This is a genomic window from Pseudomonas sp. LLC-1, assembly GCF_002992185.1.
Taxonomy (GTDB): domain Bacteria; phylum Pseudomonadota; class Gammaproteobacteria; order Pseudomonadales; family Pseudomonadaceae; genus Aquipseudomonas; species Aquipseudomonas monteilii.
In genome coordinates, this window is record NZ_LUVY01000007.1 from 1 (window position 1) to 26,139 (window position 26,139).

The window sequence follows — 26,139 nt, forward strand, 5'->3', positions numbered from 1 at the left end:
TGGCTGGGCCTCGACCTACCTGATCGACCAGTCCAAGACCCGTCTGGAGCGCCTGGGCTTCTTCAAGGAAGTCAACGTCGAGACCCCACCGGTGCCGGGCACCGACGACCAGGTCGACGTCAACTACAGCGTCGAAGAACAGGCCTCCGGTTCGATCACCGCCAGCGTCGGTTTCGCCCAGAGCGCCGGCCTGATCCTCGGGGGTTCGATCAGCCAGAGCAACTTCCTCGGTACCGGTAACAAGGTATCCGTCGGCCTGACCCGTTCGGAATACCAGACCCGCTACAACTTCGGCTTCGTGGACCCCTACTTCACAGCCGACGGCGTCAGCCTGGGCTACAACGCCTTCTACCGCAGCACCGACTACGACGACCTCGATGTCGACGTGGCCAGCTATGCGGTGGACAGCTACGGCGCGGGCGTTAGCCTGGGCTACCCGATCAGCGAAACCTCGCGCCTGACCTATGGCCTGAGCGTGCAGCAGGACAAGATCAAGACCGGTAAGTACACCGTTGACGAGATCTTCGATTTCCTTGAGCAGGAAGGCGACAACTTCCTGAACTTCAAGGCCTCGATCGGCTGGTCCGAGTCGACCTTGAACAAAGGTGTGCTGGCTACCCGTGGTCACTCGCAAAGCCTTACCCTGGAATCCACGATTCCGGGCAGTGACCTGTCGTTCTTCAAGCTCGACTACCGTGGTCAGCTGTTCAAGCCGATCACCAACGACTACACCCTGCGCCTGCACACCGAGCTGGGCTATGGTGACGGTTACGGCAGCACCTCTGGCCTGCCGTTCTACGAGAACTACTTCGCGGGTGGCTTCAACTCCGTCCGTGGCTTCAAGGACAGCAGCCTGGGCCCACGCAGTACGCCTAGCCGCGGCGAGGCCGACGGTGGCAAGCCGGGTACCATCCGCGACCCGGATCAGGATCCGTTGCCGTTCGGTGGTAACGTGCTGGTGCAAGGTGGTGTCGAGTTGCTGTTCCCGCTGCCGTTCGTCAAGGACCAGCGTTCGCTGCGCACCTCCGTGTTCTGGGACGTCGGTAACGTGTTCGACACCAATTGCGGCAACAAGCCTGATTGCGAGAAAGTCGGTTTCTCGGGCATGGCCAGCTCGGTTGGTCTTGGTGTGACCTGGATTACCGCACTGGGCCCGCTGAGCTTCAGCTTGGCAATGCCGGTGAAGAAGCCGGACGATGCCGATACCCAGGTGTTCCAATTCTCTCTGGGCCAGACCTTCTAAGGTCGGCCCCTGCTTAATGACAACGGTTTATCCAGGAGTGCATCGTGCGTAAATTGGCTCAACTGGCCGTAGTGGCCGCGGCGCTGGTCGCCACCCCGGCATTCGCCGAAATGAAGGTTGCCGTGCTGAACTATCAGATGGCCCTGCTGGAATCGGATGCTGCCAAGAAGTACGCAGTTGATGCCGAGAAGAAGTTCGGCCCGCAACTGACCAAGCTGAAAAGCCTGGAAAGCAGCGCCAAGGGCATCCAGGACCGCCTGATCAAGGGCGGCGACAAGATGCAGCAGCAGGAGCGTGAGCGCCTGGAGCTCGAGTTCAAGCAAAAGGCCCGTGACTTCCAGTTCCAGTCCAAGGAACTGAACGAAGCCAAAGCCGTTGCCGATCGCGACATGCTCAAGCAACTGAAGCCAAAGCTGGATGGCGCCGTCGAGGAAGTGATCAAGAAGGGCGGTTTCGACCTGGTCCTCGAGCGTGGTGCGGTCATCGATGTCAAACCTCAGTACGACATCACCCGCCAGGTCATCGAGCGCATGAACCAAGCCCGTTGATATGAGTGTGACCATGACGCTAGGCCAGCTGGCCGAGGCCCTCGGTGCCACCCTCAAGGGGCCCGAGGCGTTGCAGATTACCGGGCTGGCGACCTTGCAGGAGGCAGGCCCCGGTCAATTGAGCTTCCTCGCCAACCCGCAGTACCGCAAGTACCTGGATAACTGCCAGGCGGGTGCGGTATTGCTCAAGGCTGCGGATGCCGAAAGCTTCGCTGGCAATGCCCTGATCGTGGCCGACCCGTACCAGGCGTATGCGCGTATTTCCCACTTGTTCGACCCCAAACCCAAGGCTGTGGCGGGAATCCATCCCAGCGCCGTGGTGGCTGAGGACGCGCAGGTGGACGCCAGCGCCAGCATCGGGCCGTTCGCGGTTATCGAAAGCGGTGCGCGCATCGGGGCTGATGTCAGCATCGGCGCACATTGCTTCATCGGTGCGCGTTGCGTTGTAGGTGAAGGTGGCTGGCTGGCGCCGCGGGTGACGTTGTATCACGACGTAACCATCGGCAAGCGAGTGGTCATCCAGTCAGGTGCTGTGATCGGCGGCGAAGGCTTCGGCTTTGCCAATGAGAAAGGCATCTGGCGCAAGATCGCCCAGATTGGCGGCGTCACCATTGGTGATGACGTGGAAATCGGCGTCAACACTGCCGTCGACCGTGGTGCGCTGTCCGACACGCGGATCGGTGACGGGGTAAAGCTCGACAACCAGATCCAGATCGCCCACAACGTGCAGATTGGTGACCACACGGCCATGGCGGCTTGCGTGGGCATCTCCGGCAGTACGCGCATCGGCAAGCATTGCATGCTGGCCGGCGGCGTAGGCCTGGTAGGGCACATTGATATTTGCGATAACGTATTTGTTTCCGGGATGACAATGGTAACCCGTTCGATCACCGAACCCGGTTCCTATTCATCCGGTACAGCCATGCAGCCTTTGGCTGACTGGCGCAAGAGCGCTGCGCGTATCCGTCAGCTCGATGACATGGCCAAGCGTCTTCAGCAGCTGGAAAAACGCGTCGATACCGTGACCTCAGGTGGCCTGCCGACATCAGAAGGCTGATACCATTCCCTGAGCAAGAGTGAACAGTCGCTAGCTGGCTCCTCTTTGGATTGCAAAAGGAGCGTGTGGTCAGCACCTGCGCTCCCTATTCTTATTACAGGCTTCCCCCCCGAAATGATGGACATCAACGAGATTCGCGAATACCTGCCTCACCGTTACCCGTTCCTGCTGGTGGACCGAGTGACGGATCTGGACTTCGAGGCCCAGAGCATTCGTGCCTACAAGAATGTCAGCATCAACGAGCCGTTCTTCAATGGCCACTTCCCGGCGCACCCGATCATGCCGGGTGTCCTGATCATCGAAGCCATGGCCCAGGCGGCCGGCATCCTTGGCTTCAAGATGCTCGATGCCAAGCCGGCCGACGGCACCCTGTACTACTTCGTCGGCTCCGACAAGCTGCGTTTCCGTCAGCCGGTACTGCCGGGTGACCAGTTGGTGCTGGAAGCCAAGTTCCTCAGCCGCAAGAGCATGATCTGGAAATTCGAGTGCCGTGCCCTGGTCGACGGCAAGCCGGTTTGCTCGGCAGAGATCACCTGCGCGGAACGCTCCCTATGAATTCGATTGATCCTCGGGCCATTATCGACCCGTCGGCCAAACTGGCCGATGGCGTCGAGGTCGGCCCTTGGTCGATCGTTGGCCCCGATGTGGAAATCGGGGAGGGCACCGTTATCGGCCCGCATGTTGTGCTCAAAGGCCCGACCCGCATCGGCAAGCACAACCGTATCTTTCAGTTTTCCTCGATCGGTGAAGACACCCCGGACCTCAAGTACAAGGGTGAACCGACGCGCCTGGTGATCGGTGACCACAATGTGATCCGTGAAGGGGTGACCATTCACCGTGGTACCGTTCAGGACCGCGCCGAAACCACCGTGGGTGACCACAACCTGATCATGGCCTATGCCCACATCGGCCACGACAGCGTCATTGGCAATCACTGCATCCTGGTCAACAACACGGCCCTGGCCGGCCATGTGCATGTGGGTGACTGGGCGATCCTGTCCGGCTACACCCTGGTGCACCAGTACTGCCATATCGGCGCCCACGCGTTTTCCGGCATGGGTACGGCGATTGGCAAGGACGTTCCGGCCTTTGTTACCGTGTTTGGCAGCCCGGCCGAAGCCCGTAGCATGAACTTCGAGGGCATGCGCCGTCGCGGTTTCAGCGACGAGGTGATCCATGTACTGCGCCGTTGCTACAAGATTGTCTACCGCCAGGGCCTGACCGTCGAAGACGCGCTCAAGGAGTTGGCGGAAATGGCCGCGCAACACCCTGAGGTCGAACTGTTCCGCCAGTCGATCGTGAACTCCGCCCGCGGCATCACCCGCTGACATGGCCCCGCTTTGCGTAGCCTTGGTCGCAGGTGAGGCCAGCGGCGACATTCTGGGGTCCGGCCTGATGCGTGCCCTCAAGGCGCGCCACCCGGATGTGCGTTTCATTGGCGTTGGCGGCCCGTTGATGGAAGCCGAAGGCCTGCAATCGTACTTCCCCATGGAGCGCCTGGCTGTCATGGGCCTTGTCGAAGTGCTGGGGCGCCTGCGCGAGTTGCTCAAGCGCCGCAAGCTGCTGATCCAGACGCTGATCGACGAAAAGCCGGATGTCTTCATCGGCATCGACGCCCCTGACTTCACCCTCAACATCGAGCTGAAACTGCGTCAGGCCGGGATCAAGACCGTGCACTACGTCAGCCCGTCGGTCTGGGCGTGGCGGCAGAAGCGTGTGCTGAAAATTCGCGAAGGCTGTGACCTGATGCTGACGCTGTTGCCGTTCGAGGCGCGGTTCTATGAAGAGCAGGGCGTGCCGGTACGTTTTGTTGGCCACCCGTTGGCCGACACCATACCGCTTGAAGCCGACCGCCCAGCTGCGCGCGCTGCGTTGGGCTTGGGCGAGGGGCCGGTAGTGGCACTGATGCCGGGTAGCCGGGGTGGGGAAGTCGGGCGCCTGGGGGCGTTGTTCCTTGATGCCGCCGAGCATCTGCGCCAGCAGGTGCCGGGCGTGCGCTTCGTGCTGCCCTGCGCCAATGCCGCGCGGCGTGCCCAGGTTGAGCAGATGCTCGAAGGGCGGCAGCTGCCGCTGACGCTGCTGGATGGCCAGTCGCATCAGGCCCTGGCGGCCTGTGATGCCGTACTGATCGCCTCTGGCACCGCCACCCTCGAAGCGTTGCTGTACAAGCGGCCTATGGTGGTGGCCTATCGCCTTGCGCCCTTGACCTACTGGATTCTCAAGCGCCTGGTGAAAAGCCCCTACGTGTCATTGCCGAACCTGCTGGCCCAGCGCGAGCTGGTGCCCGAGTTGCTGCAGGATGACGCCACCAGCGAAGCGTTGGCCAATACCCTTGCGCCGCTGGTGCGCGACGGCAGCCGGCAGACGGAGCGTTTCGACGAAATTCACCGCACCCTGCGCCGTGACGCCTCCAATCAGGCGGCCGAGGCGGTACTGGCCCTGCTCAAGGACCGCTGACATGCAAATTGGACTGGACTTCAACCTGGTCGAGGACCTGGTCGCCGGCGTTGACGAAGTGGGCCGTGGCCCACTGTGTGGCGCGGTGGTAACGGCGGCGGTGATCCTCGATCCTGCGCGCCCGATCCTTGGCCTGAACGATTCGAAGAAACTCACCGAAGCCAAGCGCGAGGCGTTGTTCGACGAAATCCGTGAAAAGGCGCTGAGCTTCTGTATCGCCCGTGCCGAGGTCGAGGAAATCGACCGCCTGAACATCCTGCAGGCCACCATGCTGGCCATGCAGCGTGCGGTGGAAGGCCTGCACATCACGCCGAAACTGGCCCTGATCGATGGCAACCGCTGCCCGAAACTGGCCGTACCGGCCTCGCCGGTGGTCAAGGGCGATAGCCAGGTGCCGGCTATCGCGGCGGCTTCGATCCTGGCCAAGGTGACCCGAGATCGGGAGATGAGTGCCTTCGAGCAGATTTACCCAGGGTATGGCATTGGTGGGCACAAGGGTTACCCGACCCCGGTGCACCTTGAAGCACTCGCGCGGTTGGGGCCTACGCCCATTCATCGGCGTTCCTTTGCCCCGGTGCGGGCGGCCTGGGAAGCACGTAGCGGCGCCCTCGATTCCCTGATCTGACCACTGGGGCCGCTTTGCGGCCCATCGCCGGCAAGCCAGCTCCCACAGGGACCGTGCAACGCCTGATGCATACGCGGTCCCTGTGGGAGCTGGCTTGCCGGCGATGGGCTGCAACGCAGCCCCAAAACCCCCTCGCAATTAAGCTACAATCCCGCCCTTGTCGTTCAGCACTGCTACAGGATCTTCCATGTCGGTTCCCTTCGTTCACCTGCGCGTCCACTCCGAATTCTCGCTGGTCGACGGCCTGGTGCGGGTCAAACCGCTGGCCAAGGCGCTGGCGGGGATGAACATGCCGGCGGTGGCGATCACCGACCAGAGCAACATGTGCTCGCTGGTGAAGTTCTACAAGACCGCCATGGGTGCCGGCATCAAGCCGATCTGCGGCGCCGACCTGTGGCTGGCCGGTGCCGACCCGGAAGCGCCGCTGTCGCGCATCTGCTTCCTGGCCATGGACCCCAAGGGCTACCGCAACCTCACCGAGTTGATCTCGCGTGGCTGGACCGACGGCCAGCGCAATGGCCTGGTCATCCTGCAGCGTGAATGGATCGCCCCTGCCAGTGAAGGCCTGATTGCCCTGTCTGCGGGCAAGGAAGGCGACATCGGCATGGCCTTGCTGGCCGGCCGGGACGACGAAGCCCAGGCCCTGCTGCAAGACTGGATGGGCATGTTTCCCGATCGTTTCTACGTTGAAGTGCAGCGCACCAACCGCGCCCGTGACGAAGAGTACGTGCACGCTGCGGTAGCGCTGGCAGACAAGCTCGGCGCCCCGCTGGTGGCCACCAACGACGTGCGCTTCCTCAAGCAAGCCGACTTCGACGCCCACGAAACCCGCGTGTGCATTGGCGAGGGCTGGACCCTCGACGACCCGCGCCGTCCGCGTGGCTACAGCGATCAGCAGTACCTGAAGTCGGCCGAGGAAATGGCCGAGCTGTTCAGCGACCTGCCTGATGCCATCGCCAACACGGTCGAAATCGCCAAGCGCTGCAATATTCAGGTACAGCTGGGCAAGTACTTCCTGCCCGACTTCCCCACGCCCAATGGCATGGGTATCGACGATTACTTGCGGCATGTGTCCCACGAAGGCCTGGAAGAGCGCCTGGCGGTGCTGTGGCCGAAAGAGACCACGCCCAATTACGAAGAAAAGCGCCAGGTGTACCTGGACCGCCTGAAGTTCGAGCTGGACATCATCATCCAGATGGGCTTCCCCGGTTACTTCCTGATCGTTATGGACTTCATCAAGTGGGCCAAGAACAACGACGTGCCGGTAGGCCCGGGCCGCGGTTCGGGTGCTGGCTCGCTGGTGGCCTACGTACTCAAGATCACTGACCTCGACCCGCTGGCCTACGACCTGCTGTTCGAGCGCTTCCTCAACCCTGAACGTATTTCCATGCCCGACTTCGACGTCGACTTCTGCATGGACGGCCGTGACCGGGTGATCGACTACGTGGCCGAGGCTTACGGCCGCAACGCGGTGAGCCAGATCATCACCTTCGGTACCATGGCCGCCAAGGCGGTGGTGCGTGACGTGGCGCGGGTGCAGGGCAAGTCCTACGGCCTGGCCGACCGCCTGTCGAAGATGATCCCGTTCGAAGTGGGCATGACCCTGGAGAAGGCCTACGAGCAGGAAGAGATCCTGCGCGACTTCCTCAAAGGCGACGAAGACGCCCGCGAAATCTGGGACATGGCCCTGAAGCTGGAAGGTGTGACCCGGGGTACCGGCAAGCACGCCGGTGGTGTGGTTATCGCGCCGACCAAGCTCACCGATTTTTCGCCGATTGCCTGTGATGAAGAGGGCGGTGGCCTGGTAACCCAGTTCGACAAGGATGATGTTGAGGCCGCCGGCCTGGTGAAGTTCGACTTCCTCGGCCTGCGTACGCTCACCATCATCAAGTGGGCGATGGAGATCATCAACCGCGAGCAGGCCAAGAAGAACCTGCCGGATCTCAATATCGACTTCATCCCGCTGGACGACCGCAAGACGTACGAGCTGCTGCAAAAGGCCGAGACCACAGCGGTGTTCCAGCTCGAATCGCGCGGCATGAAGGAGCTGATCAAGAAGCTCAAGCCCGACTGCCTGGAAGACCTGATCGCACTGGTGGCACTATTCCGTCCGGGCCCGCTGCAATCGGGCATGGTGGACGACTTCATCAACCGCAAGCACGGCCGCGCCGAGCTGGCTTACCCGCACTCCGACTACCAGTACGAAGGCCTCAAGCCGGTACTGGCACCGACCTACGGCATCATCCTGTATCAGGAACAGGTGATGCAGATTGCCCAGGTGATGGCGGGCTATACCCTGGGCGGCGCCGACATGCTGCGCCGGGCGATGGGTAAGAAAAAACCCGAGGAAATGGCCAAGCAGCGCGGTGGTTTCATCGAAGGCTGCGTGTCCAACAATATCGATGCGGACCTTGCCGGTAACATCTTCGACCTAGTAGAGAAGTTCGCCGGTTACGGGTTCAACAAATCCCACTCCGCGGCTTATGGCCTGGTGTCGTACCAGACCGCCTGGCTGAAAACCCACTACCCGGCGCCGTTCATGGCTGCGGTACTGTCGGCGGACATGCACAACACCGACAAGGTGGTGGTGCTGGTCGAGGAAGTGCGCAGCATGAAGCTGCGCCTCGACGCGCCGGATGTGAACTTCTCCGACTTCAAGTTCACCGTCAACAATGACGGCCGCATCGTCTATGGCCTGGGTGCCATCAAGGGCGTGGGTGAAGGCCCGGTGGAGGCAATTGTAGAAGCCCGTGCCCAGGGCGGCCCGTTCAAGGACCTGTTCGACTTCTGTGAACGTATCGACCTCAAGCGGGTCAACAAGCGTACCCTGGATGCGTTGATCCGAAGTGGCGCGCTGGACCGCCTGGGGCCGCATTTCCATGACGAGATCAAGGCCTATCACGCCAACATCGACATCAACCGTGCAACCTTGATCTCCGCGTTGGGTGAGGCCATCAAGGCTGCCGAGCAGGCAGCCCATACCGCTGACAGCGGCCATGTCGACCTGTTCGGCAGCATGTTCGACGAAGCGGATGTCGATGTTTATGCCAACCACCGCAAGGTGCGTGAACTCACCCTCAAGGAGCGCCTGAAGGGCGAGAAGGACACCCTCGGCCTGTACCTCACCGGCCACCCGATCGACGAGTACGAGGCCGAAATCCGCCGCTTTGCCCGCCAGCGCATCGTCGACCTGAAGCCGTCGCGTGAAACCCAGACTATCGCCGGCATGATCATTGCGCTGCGGGTGATGAAGAACAAGAAGGGCGACAAGATGGGCTTTGTCACGCTGGATGACCGCTCCGGGCGCATCGAGGCATCGTTGTTCGCCGATGCGTTCATGGCGGCACAGTCCTTGCTGCAGAACGATGCCATGGTGGTGGTGGAGGGCGAGGTCAGCAACGACGACTTCTCCGGTGGCCTGCGCCTGCGGGTCAAGCAGGTGATGACCATGGAAGATGCGCGCACCAAGCTGGCCGAAAGCCTGCGCCTGAAGGTGGCGCACGACGCATTGAAGGGCGACCGGCTGAAGTGGCTGGGCGAGCTGATTACCCGCCATCGCGGTGCCTGCCCGATTACCCTGGAATACACCGGCAGCGATGCCAAGGCCATGCTGCAGTTCGGTGACCAGTGGGCAATCGACCCGGCCGACGGGCTGATTCAGGCGCTGCGTGACCAGTTCGGGCGTGAGAACGTCTTCCTGCAATATCGTTGAACCGAAAAAAATTTAATCTCGACCTGAATGCGCCTGATCCCTTAAGGTAGGGCGCCAAACGGATCAACCGGCCGGCCGCCTGGCCGTAGACCCAAGACGGATGACTATGAACCCGAATTTTCTCGATTTCGAACAGCCGATTGCCGACCTGCAAGCCAAGATCGAAGGCCTGCGCCTGGTAGGCAACGACAACTCGCTGAACATCAGCGATGAAATTGCCCGTCTGCAAGACAAGAGCAGCACCCTGACCGAAAGCATCTTCGGCAACCTGACCAGTTGGCAGATCGCCCGTCTGGCCCGTCATCCGCGTCGTCCTTACACCCTGGACTACCTGGAACACATCTTCACCGAGTTCGAAGAGCTGCACGGTGACCGCCACTTCTCCGACGACGCCGCCATTGTGGGTGGTACCGCACGCCTGGACGGCAAGCCGGTCATGGTCATCGGCCACCAGAAGGGCCGTGAAGTGCGCGAGAAGGTGCGCCGCAACTTCGGCATGCCGCGCCCGGAAGGCTACCGCAAGGCTTGCCGCCTGATGGAAATGGCCGAGCGCTTCAAGATGCCGATCCTGACGTTCATCGACACTCCGGGCGCCTACCCGGGTATCGACGCCGAAGAGCGCAACCAGAGCGAGGCAATCGCCTGGAACCTGCGAGTGATGGCTCGCCTGAAAACCCCGATCATCGCGACCGTGATTGGCGAGGGTGGTTCTGGCGGTGCACTGGCCATCGGTGTGTGTGACCAGCTCAACATGCTGCAGTATTCCACCTACTCAGTGATCTCGCCGGAAGGTTGTGCTTCGATCCTGTGGAAGACTGCCGACAAGGCGGCTGATGCAGCAGAAGCCATGGGTATCACTGCCGAGCGCCTGAAAAGCCTGAACATCGTCGACAAGGTGATCCAGGAACCGTTGGGCGGCGCCCACCGCGACCCGGCCAAGATGTCGGAAAGCATCCGCGCCGACCTGGTGCAGCAGCTGGACATGCTCAGCAAGTTCGACAACGACGCGCTGCTGGCCCGCCGTTACGAGCGCCTGATGAGCTACGGCCTCTGATAGCGAGATGAATGGCACCGGCTTCGCCGGTGTTCGCGGGCAAGCCCGCTCCCACAGGGACAGCGCTCTTCTGCACCGAGCGCGCAACTTGAGGGAGCGGGCTTGCCCGCGAATGCATTCTTGAATTGAGTGCGGGTTCGATGATCAACCTCACCCCTTGGCTCAACGCCCCAGCCTGGTACATCGCCTTTTCAGGCGGCCTCGATTCCACCGTCCTCCTGCACCTGCTGGCCGACTACGCTCGCCATCACACATCCCCCCCGCTGCGTGCGATCCACATCCATCACGGTCTGCAAACCGCTGCCGACGCCTGGCCCGCACACTGCCAAGCCATCTGCGACAATCTCGGCATTGAACTCCAGGTCATCCACGTCCAGGTCGCCCCCGGCGCCAGCCTCGAACAGGCCGCTCGCGACGCCCGCTATGCCGCGTTCAAGCAAGCCCTGAGCCCCGGCGACATCCTGTTCACCGGCCAGCACCGTGACGACCAGGCCGAAACCCTGCTGTTTCGTCTGTTGCGCGGCGCCGGTCTGCGTGGCCTGGCTGCAATGCCGGTGCAGCGGGCGCTAGGGCAGGGCAGTCTGGTCAGGCCTTTGCTGGCTTGTGCTCGGCAGCAGCTGCAAGACTATGCCCGAATGAAGGGGCTGGCCTGGATCGAAGACCCGTCAAACGCCGACACACATTTCGCCCGCAACTTTCTGCGTGGCGAGGTGCTCCCGCATTTGCAGCAACGTTGGCCGCAAACCACCCAGAACCTCGCCCGCGCCGCAGAGCACCTGGGCGAAGCCTTGGGGCTGCTGGACGAGCTCGCCCAAGGTGACCTTGCGTGCGCAGCAAGGGGGGCGCCGCAGGCCTGGGCCGGGTTGGACTCGCTCGATCTGGCATCTCTGGTCGCGTTGTCGCCCGCCCGTCAGCGCAATGCCCTGCAGTATTGGCTGAGCCTTCGCACCCGTTTGCCAGACACCCGACACTGGGCCGGCTGGGCGGACCTGCGTGATGCTGCCGGGGATGCGCAGCCGGTCTGGCGGCTCGCCGACGGGCAACTGCTGCGCAGCCATGGGCGCATCTGGTGGCTGAGTGGTGACTGGCTACAGTTGCCCGTCGGCGAGCTGGCCTGGGCGAACCCCATCGGGCCGCTGTTGCTGCCAGGTAACGGCAGCGTGCGTCTTGCGGTCGCACAGCCGCTCGGAGACCTGCGCATCGCCTATCGCCAGGGCGGCGAAATGCTGGACATCCCTGGCCGTGGGCGGCGCGACCTCAAGCGCCTGCTCAACGAGTTGCAGGTGCCGCATTTCCTGCGCCCACGCCTGCCGCTGCTGTATCAGGGCGAGTGTTTGCTGGCAGTGGCCAACCTGCCGGGGTTGGTGCAGGCGGATTGCCAGCTGCACTGGCAGTTACCGACGAACGCGCAAGGTTTGAGCTGAAGGGTACATTCGGGTAGACTACCCTCCCTTCTTGATACAGCTTCTGTGGGTTCCGCGAAAACACAGGAGTTGCCGATTACCAAGCAGTTTTTTGCTGGGCTGATTCTGGAAATGACGAGCGAGCTCCATGCCGGGGATACCCCTGGTCTGTACAGACGCGGCAGTTTTTCGAGATGCACTGTGATTGACGCAGGTGATCGGGGGCTTCGGCCTTCCTTCGCTTTCTCCGGCGGCGCTGGCCGCCTTAACGCAGACTTCTAGGGTTTTTCATGACGCGCTACATATTCGTCACGGGCGGTGTTGTTTCTTCATTGGGGAAAGGCATTGCCTCGGCTTCCCTGGCGGCCATCCTGGAAGCGCGGGGCCTGAAGGTCACCATGCTCAAGCTGGATCCGTACATCAACGTCGATCCGGGCACCATGAGCCCGTTCCAGCACGGTGAAGTGTTCGTCACCCACGATGGCGCTGAGACCGACCTCGACCTGGGCCACTACGAGCGGTTCATCCGCACCACCATGACCCAGAACAACAACTTCACCACCGGCCGCATCTACGAGCACGTGCTGCGTAAAGAGCGTCGTGGTGATTACCTGGGCGCGACCATCCAGGTCATCCCGCACATCACCGACGAGATCAAGCGTCGCATCATCAAGGGTGCCGGCGATGCCGACGTGGCCCTGGTGGAAATCGGCGGTACCGTGGGTGACATCGAGTCGCAGCCGTTCCTCGAGGCCATCCGCCAGCTGCGCGTCGAAGTGGGCTCCAAGCGCGCCATGCTGATGCACCTGACCCTGGTCCCGTACATCGCCACCGCTGGCGAAACCAAGACCAAGCCGACTCAGCACTCGGTCAAGGAGCTGCGCTCCATCGGCCTGCAGCCTGACGTGCTGATCTGCCGCTCCGACCACCCGGTCGATGCCTCGTCGCGTCGCAAGATCGCGCTGTTCACCAACGTTGAAGAGCGTGCGGTGATTTCGCTGGAAGACGTCGACACCATCTACAAGATCCCGGGCGTACTGCACGCACAGGGCCTGGACGACTTCGTCGTCGAGCGTTTCGGCCTGCAGTGCAGTGGCGCCGACCTGTCCGAGTGGGACAAGGTGGTCGATGCCAAGCTCAACCCTGAGCAGGAAGTGACCATCGCCATGGTCGGCAAGTACATGGAGCTGCTGGACGCGTACAAGTCGCTGATCGAAGCGATGAGCCACGCCGGCATCACCAACCGTACCAAGGTCAACCTGCGCTACATCGATTCGGAAGACATCGAGAACCAGGGCACCAGCCTGCTCGAAGGCGCCGATGCCATTCTGGTGCCGGGCGGTTTCGGCCTGCGCGGCGTGGAAGGCAAGATCACTGCGGTGCAATACGCCCGTGAAAACAAAGTGCCGTACCTGGGTATCTGCCTGGGCATGCAGGTGGCCGTGATCGAATTCGCCCGTAACGTCATGGGCTGGAAAGACGCCAACTCCACCGAGTTCGACCGCAACAGCGGCCACCCTGTGGTCGGCCTGATCACCGAGTGGGCCGATGCCACCGGTGCCGTCGAAACCCGCAACGAGGCTTCCGACCTGGGCGGCACCATGCGCCTGGGCGCACAGGACTGCCAGCTGGCTGCCGGTTCCAAGGTACACGACTGCTACGGCAAGGACGTGATCACCGAGCGTCACCGCCACCGCTACGAAGTGAACAACAACCTGCTGCCGCAACTGGTCGACGCTGGCCTGGTGGTTTCTGGCCGTTCCGAAGACGGCGCGCTGGTGGAAGTGGTCGAGTCCAAGGACCACCCATGGTTCGTCGCCTGCCAGTTCCACCCGGAGTTCACCTCCACCCCGCGTGACGGCCACCCGCTGTTCAGTGGTTTCGTCAAGGCAGCCCTGGCTCAGAAGAACAAGGCCTGATCAATGACCCAGAAGATCATCCGCGTCGGTAACATCGAGATCGCCAACGACAAGCCGTTCGTCCTGTTCGGCGGCATGAACGTCCTGGAGTCCCGTGACCTGGCAATGAAGGTCTGCGAGGAGTACGTGCGGGTTACCGAGAAGCTCGGTATCCCCTACGTGTTCAAGGCCAGCTTCGACAAGGCCAACCGTTCGTCGGTGACGTCTTACCGTGGCCCTGGCATGGAAGAAGGGCTGAAGATCTTCGAAGAGATCAAGCGCACCTTCAACGTGCCGGTGATCACTGATGTGCACGAGCCCTACCAGTGCGAGCCGGTGGCCAAGGTGTGTGACATCATCCAGTTGCCAGCCTTCCTTTCGCGCCAGACCGACCTGGTCGTCGCGATGGCCAAGACCGGCGCTGTGATCAACATCAAGAAGGCGCAGTTCCTCGCGCCGCACGAGATGAAGCACATCCTCGCCAAGTGCGTCGAGGCCGGTAACGACCAGCTCATCCTGTGTGAGCGCGGTTCGAGCTTCGGCTACAACAACCTGGTGGTGGACATGCTCGGCTTCGGCATCATGAAGCAGTTCGAGTACCCGGTGTTCTTCGACGTGACCCACGCCCTGCAGACACCGGGCGGTCGCGCCGATTCCGCCGGTGGCCGCCGCGCCCAGGTCACCGACCTGGCCAAGGCGGGCATGAGCCAGGGCCTGGCCGGCCTGTTCCTCGAAGCCCACCCGGACCCGGACAACGCCAAATGCGATGGCCCATGCGCCCTGCGCCTGGACAAACTGGAGCCATTCCTGGCCCAGCTCAAGCAACTGGACGACCTGGTGAAAAGTTTTCCGACGGTAGAAACCGCGTAAAGCTCATTTCTCGGGTAAAGTACCGCCCGATCCACCCCTGACCAATCGGTCAGGGGCTCCCTTCACCCGGCCTGCCCACTGCAAATCCGCCTGGTGAACGGCAAGAATTTCTTAAGCTAAGTTGTTTTCGTCAATTCTGGAGTGCTTACAACAATGGCAAAAATCGTCGACATCAAAGGTCGTGAAGTTCTCGATTCGCGTGGCAACCCCACCGTGGAAGCCGATGTACTGCTCGACAACGGCATCATCGGCAGCGCTTGCGCGCCGTCCGGTGCTTCCACCGGCTCGCGCGAAGCGCTGGAGCTGCGTGATGGCGACAAGAGCCGTTACCTGGGCAAGGGCGTGCTGAAGGCCGTCGCCAACATCAACGGCCCGATCCGTGACCTGCTGCTGGGCAAGGACCCTTCCGACCAGAAGGCCCTGGACCACGCCATGATCGAACTGGACGGTACCGAGAACAAGGCCAAGCTGGGCGCCAACGCCATCCTGGCTGTTTCCCTGGCTGCCGCCAAGGCCGCTGCCCAGGACCAGGACCTGCCGCTGTACGCGCACATCGCCAACCTGAACGGCACTCCGGGCCAGTACTCGATGCCGGTTCCGATGATGAACATCATCAACGGTGGCGAGCACGCCGACAACAACGTCGACATCCAGGAGTTCATGGTTCAGCCGGTTGGCGCCAAGACCTTCTCCGACGGCCTGCGCATGGGTACCGAAATCTTCCACCACCTCAAAGCTGTGCTGAAGGCCCGTGGCCTGAACACTGCCGTGGGTGACGAAGGTGGTTTCGCTCCTAACCTGGCTTCCAACGAAGACGCCCTGGGCGCCATCGCCGAAGCGGTCGAAAAAGCCGGCTACAAGCTGGGCACCGACGTGACCCTGGCCCTGGACTGCGCGGCTTCCGAATTCTACGAAGACGGCAAGTACAACCTGTCCGGCGAAGGCAAGTCGTTCGACGCTGAAGGTTTCGCCGAGTACCTGAAAGGCCTGACCGAGCGCTTCCCGATCATCTCGATCGAAGATGGCCTGGACGAGTCCGACTGGGCTGGCTGGAAGATCCTCACCGACAAGATTGGTGAAAAGGTACAGCTGGTGGGCGACGACCTGTTCGTGACCAACACCAAGATCCTGAAGGAAGGCATCGAGAAGGGCATCGGTAACTCGATCCTGATCAAGTTCAACCAGATCGGCTCGCTGACCGAAACCCTGGAAGCCATCCAGATGGCCAAGGCTGCCGGCTACACCGCAGTGATCTCGCACCGCTCCGGTGAAACCGAAGACTCGACCATTGCCGACCTGGCCGTGGGTACCGCTGCTGGCCAGATCAAGACTGGTTCGCTGTGCCGTTCCGACCGCGTTTCCAAGTACAACCAGCTGCTGCGCATCGAAGAGCAACTGGGTGCCAAAGCGGTTTACCGTGGTCGTGCCGAGTTTCGCGGCTAAGCAAGAGATGGTAAAAAGACAGCAGCCGGAGTTGTAGGAACGTTCGTACTGATCTTTCCTTCATCCCAACGGGTTTCTGTCAACGAAGCCTGGCCTCGGCCAGGCTTCGTGCTATTCGAGGCCCCGAAGTAACAAGTACGCGGCAGCCTTTTTAACCTGGATAACGTGATGCGCAGTCCCTATTGGGTGTTCCTCGTTCTGCTCCTGCTGCTGGGTGGCCTGCAGTACCGCCTGTGGGTGGGTAATGGCAGCCTGGCGCAAGTGACCGAACTGAAGCAGCAGATTGACGAGCAGCATGCCGAGAACGAGCGCTTGCTTGAGCGCAACCGCGTGCTCGATGCCGAAGTGCTGGAGCTGAAAAAAGGCATGGAGACCGTTGAAGAACGGGCTCGCCACGAATTGGGAATGGTCAAAGAGGGCGAAACCCTCTTCCAGTTGCCACAGAAATGATCGATACCTTACCGGCCTTCTGGGCCGTGATTCCTGCTGCGGGCGTAGGTGCCCGCATGGCTGCCGACCGCCCCAAGCAATACCTGGAGCTGGCAGGGCAGACCATCCTCGAGCACAGCCTCGACTGTTTTCTTGGCCACCCGGCGCTCAAAGGCGTGGTGGTCAGCATTGCTGAAGATGACCCGTACTGGCCGGCCCTGCGTTGCGCCAGCGACCCGCGCATCCAGCGCGCAGCGGGCGGGCGCGAGCGTGCCGATTCGGTGCTCAATGCCTTGCTGTTGCTGCATGCGCAAGGCGCCTCGGACAGCGACTGGGTGCTGGTGCATGATGCTGCGCGGCCGAATTTGGCGCGCAGCGACCTGGACAAGCTGTTGTCGGAGCTGGCGGACGACCCGGTGGGTGGCCTGCTGGCGGTACCGGCGCGCGATACCCTCAAGCGTGCCGATGGCAGCGGCCGGGTAAGTGCTACCGTGGACCGCAGCACCATCTGGCAGGCCTACACACCGCAGATGTTCCGCCTTGGGGCACTGCACCGGGCGTTGGCCGAGTGCCTGGTGTCGGATGTGGTGGTTACCGATGAAGCTTCTGCCATTGAGTGGTCCGGCCAGGCGCCGCGGCTGGTGGAAGGGCGCAGTGACAACATCAAGGTGACCCGGCCGGAAGACCTGGAGTGGTTGCGCCAGCGCTGGGCTGGGCGGCGCTGAAGGCTCAAACCGGTGTTGGCTTCTTCGCGGGCTTGCCCGCGAAGAGGCCGGTACAGCCAGCATATCCCTTCAGCCGAAACGATATTCCGGCAACCCCGCCAACCCTTCCTTCAGGTAATCCACCAGCCGCCGCACTTTGGGCGATAGGTGCCGCTGCTGCGGATACAGCGCCCACACTGCCGTATTCGGCGGCTGGTGCGCTTCCAGCAACGACACCAGAGCCCCCGTATTCAAGTGCTCCAGCACGTAATAATCCGGCAACTGGCACAACCCCATCCCCTGCAATGCCGCATCCAGCACCGCCTGCCCACTGTTGCAGCGCCAGTTTCCTTGCACCCGCTGGCTGATCTCACGCCCGTCCTGCTGCAATGCCCACAAGTCCGAACTGCCCACCAGGCAATTGTGCCGCGCCAACTCTGACAGGCTGTGGGGGCGACCGTAACGTTCCAGATAAGCCGGCGAGGCACACAGGTACATGCGCCGGGGTGCGAGGCGGGCGGCCACCAACCGAGAGTCGGCCAGCCGCCCCAAACGGATGGCCAGGTCCATGCCTTCATGCAGCAGGTCGAGGGTGTGGTTGCTCAGCTCCACCTCCACCCGCAACTGCGGGTACAGCGCCATGAACCGTGTCACGAGCGGCACGATGAAGCGCTCGCCGTACGCTACCGCGCAAGTCATGCGCAGCAATCCCTTTGGCTCGCTGGCCAAGTCGCCCATGGCGCGCAGGGCTTCCTCGCGGCCATCCTGAAGACGTTGGCAATGCTGCAGAAAGGTTTGCCCGGCCTCGCTCAAGGTCACCCGACGGGTACTGCGGTAGAGCAGGCGTGTTTGCAGGCGCTCCTCCAGCCGGGCGATCTGGCGACTGATGTGCGACGAGGAAACCCCCAGGCGTTCGGCTGCTGCCGTGAACTGTCCAGATTCGGCCACGGCGACGAATTCGTCGATACCTTCCCAGCGGCTGCTCATTGATTATCCCTGCATGGCAATAATGTTTTGTCTTTGCCTGGATTATTCATCAAAAGGCAGTGAATTACACTGCAAGCCTGAATCGACACTCTGTCTGGAGACCTTTGATGATCAAGTCCCGTGCCGCCGTAGCCTTCGAAGCCAAGAAACCCCTGGAGATCGTCGAAGTCGACGTGGCCATGCCCAAGGCCGGTGAAGTGCTGCTGCGCGTGGTCGCCAGTGGTGTCTGCCACACCGACGCCTACACCCTGTCCGGTGCCGACCCGGAAGGCATCTTCCCGTCGATCCTCGGCCACGAAGGTGGCGCGATCGTTGAAGCGGTAGGCGAGGGCGTGACCTCGGTGGCCGTTGGCGATCATGTGATTCCGCTCTACACCCCGGAATGCGGCAAGTGCAAGTTCTGCCTCTCGGGCAAGACCAACCTGTGCCAGGCCATCCGTGCGACCCAAGGCAAGGGCCTGATGCCCGACGGCACCACGCGCTTCTCGTACAAGGGCCAGCAACTGTTCCACTACATGGGTACCTCGACCTTCTCCGAGTACACCGTGCTGCCGGAAATCTCCGTGGCCAAGATCCAGAAAGAAGCACCACTGGAAAAGGTGTGCCTGCTGGGCTGTGGCGTCACCACCGGTATTGGTGCGGTGCTCAACACCGCCAAGGTCAAGCCGGGTGATACCGTGGCCATCTTCGGCCTGGGCGGCATCGGCCTGTCGGCGGTGATCGGTGCGGTCAAGGCCAAGGCCTCGCGCATCATCGCCATCGACATCAACCCGGCCAAGTTCGAGATCGCCCGCCAGCTGGGCGCCACCGACTGCATCAACCCGAAAGACTACGACCGCCCGATCCAGGAAGTGATCGTCGACCTCACCGACGGTGGTGTGGACTTCTCCTTCGAGTGCATCGGCAACGTGCAACTGATGCGTGCGGCGCTGGAGTGCTGCCACAAGGGCTGGGGCGAGTCGGTGATCATCGGCGTGGCCGGTGCCGGCCAGGAAATCGCCACCCGTCCGTTCCAGCTGGTGACCGGCCGGGTATGGCGCGGTTCGGCGTTCGGTGGCGTGCGTGGCCGCAGCGAGCTGCCAAGCTACGTGGAAATGTCCGAGAAGGGCGAGATCCCGCTGGATACCTTCATCACCCACACCATGGGCCTGGAGGATATCAACAAAGCCTTCGACCTGATGCATGAAGGCAAGAGCATCCGCAGCGTGATCCACTTCTGAGGTACGCCATGAGCCTGGATAACATCTCCTGCCAGAAAAGCTTCGGCGGTTGGCACAAGCGTTACCGGCATCACTCCAAGGTGCTGGGCTGCGACATGGTATTTGCCGTGTACTTGCCGCCGCAGGCCGAGCTGGGTGAGAAGCTGCCGGTGCTGTACTGGCTCAGCGGCCTCACCTGCACCGACGAGAACTTCATGCAGAAGGCCGGCGCCCAGCGCCTGGCCGCCGAGCTTGGGCTGATCATCGTCGCCCCCGACACCAGCCCGCGTGGCGAGCAGGTGCCTGGCGACCCGGACGGCGCCTGGGACTTCGGCCTGGGGGCGGGCTTCTACCTCAACGCCACCCAGCAACCCTGGGCCAAGCACTACCACATGCACGACTATGTGGTGGAGGAGTTGCCCGCGCTGATCGAGGCGCACTTCCCGGCATCGGGCGAGCGCAGTATCAGTGGCCACTCCATGGGCGGGCATGGCGCACTGGTGTGCGCCTTGCGCAACCCGGGGCGTTACCGTTCGGTGTCGGCGTTCTCGCCGATCAGCAACCCGATGGACTGCCCATGGGGCGAGAAGGCCTTTAGCCGCTACCTGGGTGACGACCGTGCGCGCTGGCGTGAGTGGGATGCCAGTGTGCTGTTGGCCGAAACGCCGGCCGGCGAGTGCCCGCCGTTGCTGGTGGACCAGGGCGACCGTGATGATTTTCTCGAAAAGCAGCTCAAGCCTGAAGCGCTGGAGCAGGCGGCACGCAAAGGGGGGCATGAACTGACCCTGCGCCTGCAGCCGGGTTATGACCACAGCTACTACTTCATTGCCAGCTTCATCGAGGAACACCTGCGCCATCATGCGGTGGCACTGGGGCGGGTGTAACAGCCCGGTCCAAAAGCCGCCAAACCCGCTGCAAAGCAGGTAGAATCACGCCCTGACTCATTCAGGGCGTTTTCTTATGCGTATTGGCCACGGCTACGATGTGCACCGTTTCTGCGACGGTGATTTCATTACCCTGGGCGGGGTGCGTATCCCCCACAAATACGGCCTGCTGGCCCACTCCGACGGCGACGTGCTGCTGCACGCCCTGAGCGATGCCTTGCTGGGTGCTGCGGCGCTGGGCGATATCGGCAAGCACTTCCCCGACACCGACCCACAGTTCAAGGGTGCCGACAGCCGCGTGCTGCTGCGCCATGTGGTTGGCATCGTCAAGGCCAAGGGCTGGAAGGTCGGCAACGTCGACGCCACCATCGTCGCCCAGGCACCGAAGATGGCCCCGTACATCGAGACCATGCGCCAGCTGATCGCCGAGGACCTGCAGGTCGAGCTCGACCAGGTCAACGTCAAGGCCACCACCACCGAAAAGCTGGGCTTCACCGGCCGCGAGGAGGGTATTGCCGTGCATTCGGTCGCCCTGCTGCTGCCAGCATGACCGAACTGGAACTGCTGGGCCCGCGCGCATCGGGCGAACCACTGGGCACCGCTGTCCTCAAGGCAGTGGCCGAAGACTTTCAGGTCGACGAAGTGCTGGATATTCCACTGTCCGGCCAGGGCGAGCACTTGTGGCTGTGGGTCGAGAAGCGTGACCTGAACACCGAAGAGGCCGCTCGCCGCCTGGCGCGCGCCGCCGGTGTGCCGGTGCGCACCATCAGTTATGCCGGGCTCAAGGACCGTCAGGCCCTGACCCGTCAGTGGTTCAGCCTGCACCTGCCAGGCAAGGCCGACCCGGACCTGTCGCGTGCCGAGGATGCCAGCCTGCGCGTGCTCAAGCAGGTGCGTCACCAGCGCAAGCTGCAGCGTGGCGCGCATTCGGCCAACGGCTTCACCCTGCGCCTGACGGCCCTGGCGGCGGATCACCAGGCGCTGGACGCGCGCCTGGAACAGTTGAAGCAGCACGGTGTACCCAACTATTTCGGCACCCAGCGCTTCGGTCACGGCGGCGGCAACGTCCATGACGCCCTCGACTGGGCGGCGCGCAAAGCCTTGCCCGAGCAGCGCAATGTGCGTTCGCGGCTGCTTTCGGCCGGGCGTAGCTACCTGTTCAATCAGGTGCTGGCTGCGCGTGTCGCCGAAGGTAGCTGGGCGCAGGCGCAGGTCGGCGACCTGCTGGCATTCACTGACAGCCGTAGCTTTTTCCCGGCGGGAGAGGCGGAATGTGCCGACCCGCGCCTGGCGATTCTCGATCTGCACCCGACCGGCCCGATGTGGGGCGAGGGCGCTTCGCCTGCTGACGGGGCCACTGCCCGCCTGGAAAACGCCGTCGGTGCAGACCAGCCGGCACTTTGCCAGTGGTTGGCCCAGGCGGGCATGGATCACGAACGGCGCATTTTGCGGCTCCCTATTGGCGGCCTGACATGGCATTATCCCGAGCCTGATATCCTGCAACTGGAATTCGTCCTGCCGGCCGGATGCTTCGCCACCGTGGTGGTGCGTGAAGTCGTGGATCTGGTGTCGGCAGGGCAGACGGACAGCCCATGCGTATTCTGATTTCGAACGACGACGGTGTTACCGCGCCCGGCATCGCCGCGCTGCACGCTGCGCTGGCGGATTACGCTGAGTGCTCGGTGATCGCCCCGGAGCAAGACAAGAGCGGCGCCAGCAGTTCGCTGACGCTGGACCGGCCACTGCACCCGCAAACCCTGGCCAACGGTTTCATCAGCCTCAACGGCACGCCGACCGACTGTGTGCACCTGGGGCTCAATGGGCTGTTGCCGCACACGCCGGACATGGTCGTGTCGGGGATCAACCTCGGTGCCAACCTGGGCGATGACGTGCTGTATTCGGGCACGGTCGCCGCCGCGTTGGAAGGCCGCTTCCTGGGTGGCACGTCGCTGGCGTTTTCGCTGTTGTCGCGCCAGCCGGACAACCTGCCGACCGCGGCCCATATCGCCCGCCGCCTGGTCGAGGCCCAGTCGCGCCTGGCGCTGCCACCCCGCACCGTGCTCAACGTAAACATTCCCAACCTGCCGCTGGAGCACATTCGTGGCATCCGGCTCACCCGCCTCGGTCACCGGGCGCGGGCGGCGGCACCGACCAAGGTGGTCAACCCGCGCGGCAAGGAAGGTTACTGGATCGCCGTGGCCGGCGATGCCGAGGACGGCGGCCCGGGTACCGACTTCCACGCGGTGATGCAGGGCTATGTCTCGATCACTCCGTTGCAACTCGACCGCACCTTCAATGATGCCTTCGAGCAGCTCGACGGTTGGCTGGAGGGCCTGCTCTGATGCGCGAGGACGATATGCTGCGCCGCGGCATCGGCATGACCTCCCAGCGTACCCGGGAGCGGCTGATCCAGCGTCTGTGCGAAGAGGGCGTTTCGAACACCAAGGTGCTCGACGTGATTCGTCGCACCCCGCGCCACCTGTTCGTCGACGAGGCACTGGCGCATCGTGCCTACGAAGACACCGCATTGCCCATCGGCCACAACCAGACCATCTCGCAGCCGTTCATGGTTGCCCACATGAGCGAGCTGCTGCTCGAGGCCGGGCCGCTGGACAAGGTGCTGGAGATTGGTACCGGCTCAGGCTACCAGACGGCGATCCTGGCCCAGCTGGTGGAACGGGTGTTTTCGGTGGAGCGTATCAAGGTGCTGCAGGACCGGGCCAAAGAGCGCCTGGTGGAACTGAACCTGCGCAACGTGGTATTCCGCTGGGGCGATGGCTGCGAAGGCTGGCCGGCGCTGGCGCCGTACAACGGCATCATCGTCACGGCGGTGGCGCCAGAAGTGCCGCAGGCATTGCTTGACCAGCTTGCACCCGGGGGGCGCATGGTGATCCCGGTGGGGGCGACCGGCGAAGCGCAGCAACTGATGCTGATCGTGCGCGAGGAGCATGGATTCTCCCGGCGCGTGCTGGGGGCCGTGCGCTTCGTCCCGCTACTCAATGGTCCGCTGGCCTGAGGCTTGCGGGTATGAGCCGCGCGGTATTTTTGCGCCAGCGGCGAATTCTTGCCGCTTCGCCCTGTCTATCTGGCGGTAGAAAGCGCTAGCTCGCACCGGGGTATTGCAACAGCCTTTTGCACCCGCCTGCCAATACTGGCCGGCTTGGTTATAATTGCAACAATATTGCATTTCTTGTCTTCATATCGTTTTTCGGCACCATGAGGGGAGCGCGGGTGGGTCACACAGTCATTCGGCAGCGCAAGGACGGGTCGGGTTTCAAGCTTCTGGTGATTGCACTGGCCATGGGCACGCTACTGGTGGGTTGCTCGAGCACCAGCAGCAACAGCAGTGCGCGGGTAGTCGACCGCAATAACACCGTGCCCAAGCGCCCGGCGGTGACGTCCGGGCAGTACGTCGTCAAGCCGGGTGACACGCTGTTCTCCATTGCCTTCCGCTATGGCTGGGACTACAAGGAGCTGGCCGCACGCAACGGCATCGCGGCGCCTTATACCATTCGCCCGGGGCAAGCGATTCGTTTCAGCAGCGGTTCCAGCAGCAGTACCACGGTGGTGTCCAGCCCCTCTTCATCGAGCCGCACCACGGTCACCCGCAGGCCCGTAGGCACGACTGCTGTGACGCCTGCCAACCCCAGCAAACCGGCAACGCCGGCAACCTCCACCAGTACGCCGGTTGCCACCACCGTGCCTGCGGCAGAGCGCGCCGTAGGCGGCTGGACCTGGCCTGCCAACGGCGTGCTGATTGGAAAATTTGCTTCAAACGGTAGTTTGAATAAAGGCATTGATATCGCCGGTGATTTGGGACAGCCTGTTTTTGCTGCGTCTGATGGTGCGGTGGTTTACGCCGGGAGTGGTTTAAGGGGCTACGGCGAGCTGATCATCATCAAGCACAGTGATACCTACGTCAGTGCCTACGGTCATAACCGCAGGCTGTTGGTTCGGGAGGGGCAGCAGGTCAAGGCAGGGCAGTCGATTGCTGAAATGGGGTCTACGGGCACAGATCGGGTGAAGCTGCATTTCGAGATTCGCCGCCAGGGCAAACCCGTCGATCCACTCCAGTTCCTGCCACGCCGTTGATCGTTGTACCCGGCCTGTTCCTGTGATGTAGAGGGGACAGGCTCAAGCGCTGCCAGGGATAAAGGTGCCGCTCGAGTCTGAGTTCGAACTCAGCAAAGGACTATAACAATGGCTCTCAGTAAAGAAGTGCCGGAGTTTGACATCGACGATGACGTCCTCCTGATGGAGACGGGTATCGTTTTGGAAACGGATGTGGTGTCAGACGAACCTGCTGTATCTTCGGTTCGGACGAGGGCCAAGTCGGGCTCTTCGCTCAAGCAACACAAGTACATCGATTACAGCCGGGCGCTCGATGCCACCCAGCTGTATCTCAACGAAATCGGCTTCTCGCCGCTGCTTTCGCCGGAAGAGGAAGTGCATTTTGCGCGTTTGTCGCAAAAGGGTGACCCTGCTGGCCGCAAGCGCATGATCGAAAGCAACCTGCGCCTGGTTGTTAAAATTGCCCGTCGTTACGTGAACCGTGGCCTGTCGCTGCTCGACCTGATCGAGGAGGGCAACCTGGGGCTGATTCGTGCGGTCGAGAAGTTCGACCCGGAGCGTGGTTTCCGTTTCTCGACCTATGCGACCTGGTGGATTCGCCAGACCATCGAGCGGGCGATCATGAACCAGACCCGCACCATTCGCTTGCCGATTCACGTGGTCAAAGAGCTGAACGTCTACCTGCGCGCGGCGCGCGAGCTGACCCAAAAGCTGGACCACGAACCCTCCCCGGAAGAAATCGCCACGTTGCTGGAGAAGCCCGTCGCCGAGGTCAAGCGCATGCTCGGCCTGAACGAACGGGTGTCTTCGGTGGATGTGTCGCTTGGCCCGGATTCGGACAAGACCCTGCTCGACACCCTGACCGACGACCGCCCGACAGACCCGTGCGAGCTGCTACAGGATGACGACCTGTCGCAGAGCATCGACCAGTGGCTGGGGGAGTTGACCGACAAGCAGCGTGAAGTGGTGGTACGCCGCTTTGGCCTGCGCGGGCATGAAAGCAGCACCCTGGAGGATGTTGGCCTGGAGATCGGCCTGACCCGGGAACGGGTGCGGCAGATCCAGGTAGAAGGGCTCAAGCGCCTGCGTGAGATCCTGGAGAAGAACGGCCTGTCCAGCGAGTCGTTGTTCCAGTAGCGAAAGCTTGTAAATCAAAAGCGCCCCGATGACCTCGGGGCGTTTTTGTGTGGTGCGCCAGGCATGGCGCGTTGCGCGCAAGCGCAACCAGCTTGGCTGTGGTGGCCTCGCTGGTGACTTGGAGGTGAAAGTCCTCTACACACCCGGCAAGGGGAAGTGTTAGCCAGAGGCAAGGGTGTCGTAGGCGACTACGAATCTGAAGGAAGCCCGAGGCAAAATGCTGGCCTGACGAAAAGGAAGCGGATTAGGCGGTACAGCGGGGTAAGGTGGCCACACTCACCAAAGCCCAATACTTGCACGGAACGCTGTGACGTAAATCCGACAGGCATAAGCAGGAAAGTCGCGCGAATTACCCTGGGAGATCTGCACGTTCGCCACTGTGCTACCGAGCGTCGAGAGGCGACGGGATGAGCGTGCA

24 protein-coding genes are annotated in these 26,139 nt (G+C 62.4%); 23 read left to right on the plus strand and 1 reads right to left on the minus strand.

Features of this window, described 5'->3' with window-relative positions:
- The 15 genes from bamA to ispD form a co-directional block, all read left to right on the plus strand.
- The coding region (bamA, locus tag A0O30_RS06005) for an outer membrane protein assembly factor BamA (RefSeq protein ID WP_105945893.1) at positions 1-1,243 on the plus strand (1,243 nt) is incomplete at its 5' end.
- A 44-nt stretch (positions 1,244-1,287) separates the two neighbouring features.
- Positions 1,288-1,791 (plus strand): OmpH family outer membrane protein, encoded by a 504-nt coding sequence (locus tag A0O30_RS06010; RefSeq protein WP_012270843.1) that lies wholly within the window; start codon positions 1,288-1,290, stop codon positions 1,789-1,791.
- Position 1,792: 1 nt separating this feature from the next.
- Positions 1,793-2,848 (plus strand): UDP-3-O-(3-hydroxymyristoyl)glucosamine N-acyltransferase, encoded by a 1,056-nt coding sequence (gene lpxD / locus A0O30_RS06015; protein WP_060497322.1) that lies wholly within the window; start codon positions 1,793-1,795, stop codon positions 2,846-2,848.
- Positions 2,849-2,962: 114 nt separating this feature from the next.
- Positions 2,963-3,403 (plus strand): 3-hydroxyacyl-ACP dehydratase FabZ, encoded by a 441-nt coding sequence (gene fabZ / locus A0O30_RS06020; RefSeq protein ID WP_003252314.1) that lies wholly within the window; start codon positions 2,963-2,965, stop codon positions 3,401-3,403.
- Entirely contained in the window at positions 3,400-4,176 is a 777-nt protein-coding gene (gene lpxA, locus A0O30_RS06025) for an acyl-ACP--UDP-N-acetylglucosamine O-acyltransferase (protein ID WP_016712927.1), read from the plus strand. The genes fabZ and lpxA overlap by 4 nt, the downstream gene beginning before the upstream one ends.
- Before the next feature lies 1 nt (position 4,177).
- Positions 4,178-5,305, plus strand: a complete 1,128-nt coding sequence (lpxB, locus tag A0O30_RS06030) for a lipid-A-disaccharide synthase (RefSeq protein WP_105945894.1) — start codon at positions 4,178-4,180, stop codon at positions 5,303-5,305.
- Position 5,306: 1 nt separating this feature from the next.
- A complete protein-coding gene (gene rnhB / locus A0O30_RS06035; protein WP_105945895.1) occupies positions 5,307-5,930 on the plus strand; it encodes a ribonuclease HII in 624 nt (207 codons plus the stop codon).
- 187 nt (positions 5,931-6,117) lie between these two features.
- Complete coding sequence (dnaE, locus tag A0O30_RS06040) at positions 6,118-9,642, plus strand: DNA polymerase III subunit alpha (RefSeq protein ID WP_105945896.1); 3,525 nt, start codon at positions 6,118-6,120, stop codon at positions 9,640-9,642.
- A 106-nt stretch (positions 9,643-9,748) separates the two neighbouring features.
- Positions 9,749-10,696, plus strand: coding sequence for an acetyl-CoA carboxylase carboxyltransferase subunit alpha (locus A0O30_RS06045; RefSeq protein WP_028698702.1), 948 nt, complete (start codon positions 9,749-9,751; stop codon positions 10,694-10,696).
- A gap of 140 nt (positions 10,697-10,836) precedes the next feature.
- Complete coding sequence (gene tilS, locus A0O30_RS06050) at positions 10,837-12,120, plus strand: tRNA lysidine(34) synthetase TilS (RefSeq protein ID WP_105945897.1); 1,284 nt, start codon at positions 10,837-10,839, stop codon at positions 12,118-12,120.
- A 269-nt stretch (positions 12,121-12,389) separates the two neighbouring features.
- Positions 12,390-14,018, plus strand: a complete 1,629-nt coding sequence (locus A0O30_RS06055; protein ID WP_016712921.1) for a CTP synthase — start codon at positions 12,390-12,392, stop codon at positions 14,016-14,018.
- 3 nt (positions 14,019-14,021) lie between these two features.
- Positions 14,022-14,867: a 3-deoxy-8-phosphooctulonate synthase gene (kdsA, locus tag A0O30_RS06060; RefSeq protein ID WP_060497316.1), complete on the plus strand. Its 846-nt coding sequence runs from the start codon at positions 14,022-14,024 to the stop codon at positions 14,865-14,867.
- A 153-nt stretch (positions 14,868-15,020) separates the two neighbouring features.
- A complete protein-coding gene (eno, locus tag A0O30_RS06065; RefSeq protein WP_060497315.1) occupies positions 15,021-16,310 on the plus strand; it encodes a phosphopyruvate hydratase in 1,290 nt (429 codons plus the stop codon).
- 168 nt (positions 16,311-16,478) lie between these two features.
- Positions 16,479-16,760, plus strand: a complete 282-nt coding sequence (ftsB, locus tag A0O30_RS06070) for a cell division protein FtsB (protein WP_016712918.1) — start codon at positions 16,479-16,481, stop codon at positions 16,758-16,760.
- Positions 16,757-17,464, plus strand: a complete 708-nt coding sequence (gene ispD, locus A0O30_RS06075; protein WP_105945898.1) for a 2-C-methyl-D-erythritol 4-phosphate cytidylyltransferase — start codon at positions 16,757-16,759, stop codon at positions 17,462-17,464. Before ftsB ends, ispD begins: the two co-directional genes overlap by 4 nt.
- Before the next feature lie 69 nt (positions 17,465-17,533).
- Here the strand turns inward: ispD and A0O30_RS06080 are convergent, their stop codons facing one another.
- On the minus strand, positions 17,534-18,430 hold the full coding sequence (locus tag A0O30_RS06080) for a LysR substrate-binding domain-containing protein (RefSeq protein WP_105945899.1): 897 nt from the start codon (positions 18,428-18,430) through the stop codon (positions 17,534-17,536).
- Positions 18,431-18,537: 107 nt separating this feature from the next.
- Between A0O30_RS06080 and A0O30_RS06085 the strand changes: the two genes are divergently transcribed.
- The 8 genes from A0O30_RS06085 (at position 18,538) to rpoS (ending at position 25,721) form a co-directional block, all read left to right on the plus strand.
- Entirely contained in the window at positions 18,538-19,650 is a 1,113-nt protein-coding gene (locus A0O30_RS06085; RefSeq protein ID WP_016712915.1) for an S-(hydroxymethyl)glutathione dehydrogenase/class III alcohol dehydrogenase, read from the plus strand.
- Between the two features lie 8 nt (positions 19,651-19,658).
- A complete protein-coding gene (fghA, locus tag A0O30_RS06090) occupies positions 19,659-20,513 on the plus strand; it encodes an S-formylglutathione hydrolase (protein ID WP_060497312.1) in 855 nt (284 codons plus the stop codon).
- A gap of 76 nt (positions 20,514-20,589) precedes the next feature.
- Positions 20,590-21,063 carry a 2-C-methyl-D-erythritol 2,4-cyclodiphosphate synthase gene (gene ispF / locus A0O30_RS06095; protein WP_105945900.1) on the plus strand — a complete coding sequence of 158 codons (474 nt, stop codon included), beginning with the start codon at positions 20,590-20,592 and terminating at the stop codon, positions 21,061-21,063.
- Entirely contained in the window at positions 21,060-22,118 is a 1,059-nt protein-coding gene (truD, locus tag A0O30_RS06100) for a tRNA pseudouridine(13) synthase TruD (protein WP_105945901.1), read from the plus strand. Before ispF ends, truD begins: the two co-directional genes overlap by 4 nt.
- A complete protein-coding gene (gene surE / locus A0O30_RS06105) occupies positions 22,106-22,855 on the plus strand; it encodes a 5'/3'-nucleotidase SurE (protein WP_016712911.1) in 750 nt (249 codons plus the stop codon). Before truD ends, surE begins: the two co-directional genes overlap by 13 nt.
- A 35-nt stretch (positions 22,856-22,890) precedes the next feature.
- Complete coding sequence (locus tag A0O30_RS06110; protein WP_164525271.1) at positions 22,891-23,529, plus strand: protein-L-isoaspartate(D-aspartate) O-methyltransferase; 639 nt, start codon at positions 22,891-22,893, stop codon at positions 23,527-23,529.
- A 215-nt stretch (positions 23,530-23,744) separates the two neighbouring features.
- Entirely contained in the window at positions 23,745-24,605 is an 861-nt protein-coding gene (locus A0O30_RS06115) for a peptidoglycan DD-metalloendopeptidase family protein (RefSeq protein WP_105945902.1), read from the plus strand.
- Between the two features lie 108 nt (positions 24,606-24,713).
- Positions 24,714-25,721 carry an RNA polymerase sigma factor RpoS gene (rpoS, locus tag A0O30_RS06120; protein WP_003252351.1) on the plus strand — a complete coding sequence of 336 codons (1,008 nt, stop codon included), beginning with the start codon at positions 24,714-24,716 and terminating at the stop codon, positions 25,719-25,721.
- Positions 25,722-26,139: the final 418 nt, after the last annotated feature.

Coding starts and splice junctions, on each gene's coding strand:
- eno (WP_060497315.1), top strand. CDS start 15,021: ATGGCAAAAATCGTCGACATCAAAGGTCGTGAAGTTCTCGATTCGCGT.
- tilS (WP_105945897.1), top strand. CDS start 10,837: ATGATCAACCTCACCCCTTGGCTCAACGCCCCAGCCTGGTACATCGCC.
- surE (WP_016712911.1), top strand. CDS start 22,106: ATGCGTATTCTGATTTCGAACGACGACGGTGTTACCGCGCCCGGCATC.
- A0O30_RS06080 (WP_105945899.1), bottom strand. CDS start 18,430: ATGAGCAGCCGCTGGGAAGGTATCGACGAATTCGTCGCCGTGGCCGAA.
- kdsA (WP_060497316.1), top strand. CDS start 14,022: ATGACCCAGAAGATCATCCGCGTCGGTAACATCGAGATCGCCAACGAC.
- dnaE (WP_105945896.1), top strand. CDS start 6,118: ATGTCGGTTCCCTTCGTTCACCTGCGCGTCCACTCCGAATTCTCGCTG.
- A0O30_RS06055 (WP_016712921.1), top strand. CDS start 12,390: ATGACGCGCTACATATTCGTCACGGGCGGTGTTGTTTCTTCATTGGGG.
- lpxB (WP_105945894.1), top strand. CDS start 4,178: ATGGCCCCGCTTTGCGTAGCCTTGGTCGCAGGTGAGGCCAGCGGCGAC.
- lpxD (WP_060497322.1), top strand. CDS start 1,793: ATGAGTGTGACCATGACGCTAGGCCAGCTGGCCGAGGCCCTCGGTGCC.
- ispD (WP_105945898.1), top strand. CDS start 16,757: ATGATCGATACCTTACCGGCCTTCTGGGCCGTGATTCCTGCTGCGGGC.
- A0O30_RS06085 (WP_016712915.1), top strand. CDS start 18,538: ATGATCAAGTCCCGTGCCGCCGTAGCCTTCGAAGCCAAGAAACCCCTG.
- truD (WP_105945901.1), top strand. CDS start 21,060: ATGACCGAACTGGAACTGCTGGGCCCGCGCGCATCGGGCGAACCACTG.
- fabZ (WP_003252314.1), top strand. CDS start 2,963: ATGATGGACATCAACGAGATTCGCGAATACCTGCCTCACCGTTACCCG.
- ftsB (WP_016712918.1), top strand. CDS start 16,479: ATGCGCAGTCCCTATTGGGTGTTCCTCGTTCTGCTCCTGCTGCTGGGT.
- rnhB (WP_105945895.1), top strand. CDS start 5,307: ATGCAAATTGGACTGGACTTCAACCTGGTCGAGGACCTGGTCGCCGGC.
- A0O30_RS06045 (WP_028698702.1), top strand. CDS start 9,749: ATGAACCCGAATTTTCTCGATTTCGAACAGCCGATTGCCGACCTGCAA.
- rpoS (WP_003252351.1), top strand. CDS start 24,714: ATGGCTCTCAGTAAAGAAGTGCCGGAGTTTGACATCGACGATGACGTC.
- A0O30_RS06110 (WP_164525271.1), top strand. CDS start 22,891: ATGACCTCCCAGCGTACCCGGGAGCGGCTGATCCAGCGTCTGTGCGAA.
- lpxA (WP_016712927.1), top strand. CDS start 3,400: ATGAATTCGATTGATCCTCGGGCCATTATCGACCCGTCGGCCAAACTG.
- ispF (WP_105945900.1), top strand. CDS start 20,590: ATGCGTATTGGCCACGGCTACGATGTGCACCGTTTCTGCGACGGTGAT.
- fghA (WP_060497312.1), top strand. CDS start 19,659: ATGAGCCTGGATAACATCTCCTGCCAGAAAAGCTTCGGCGGTTGGCAC.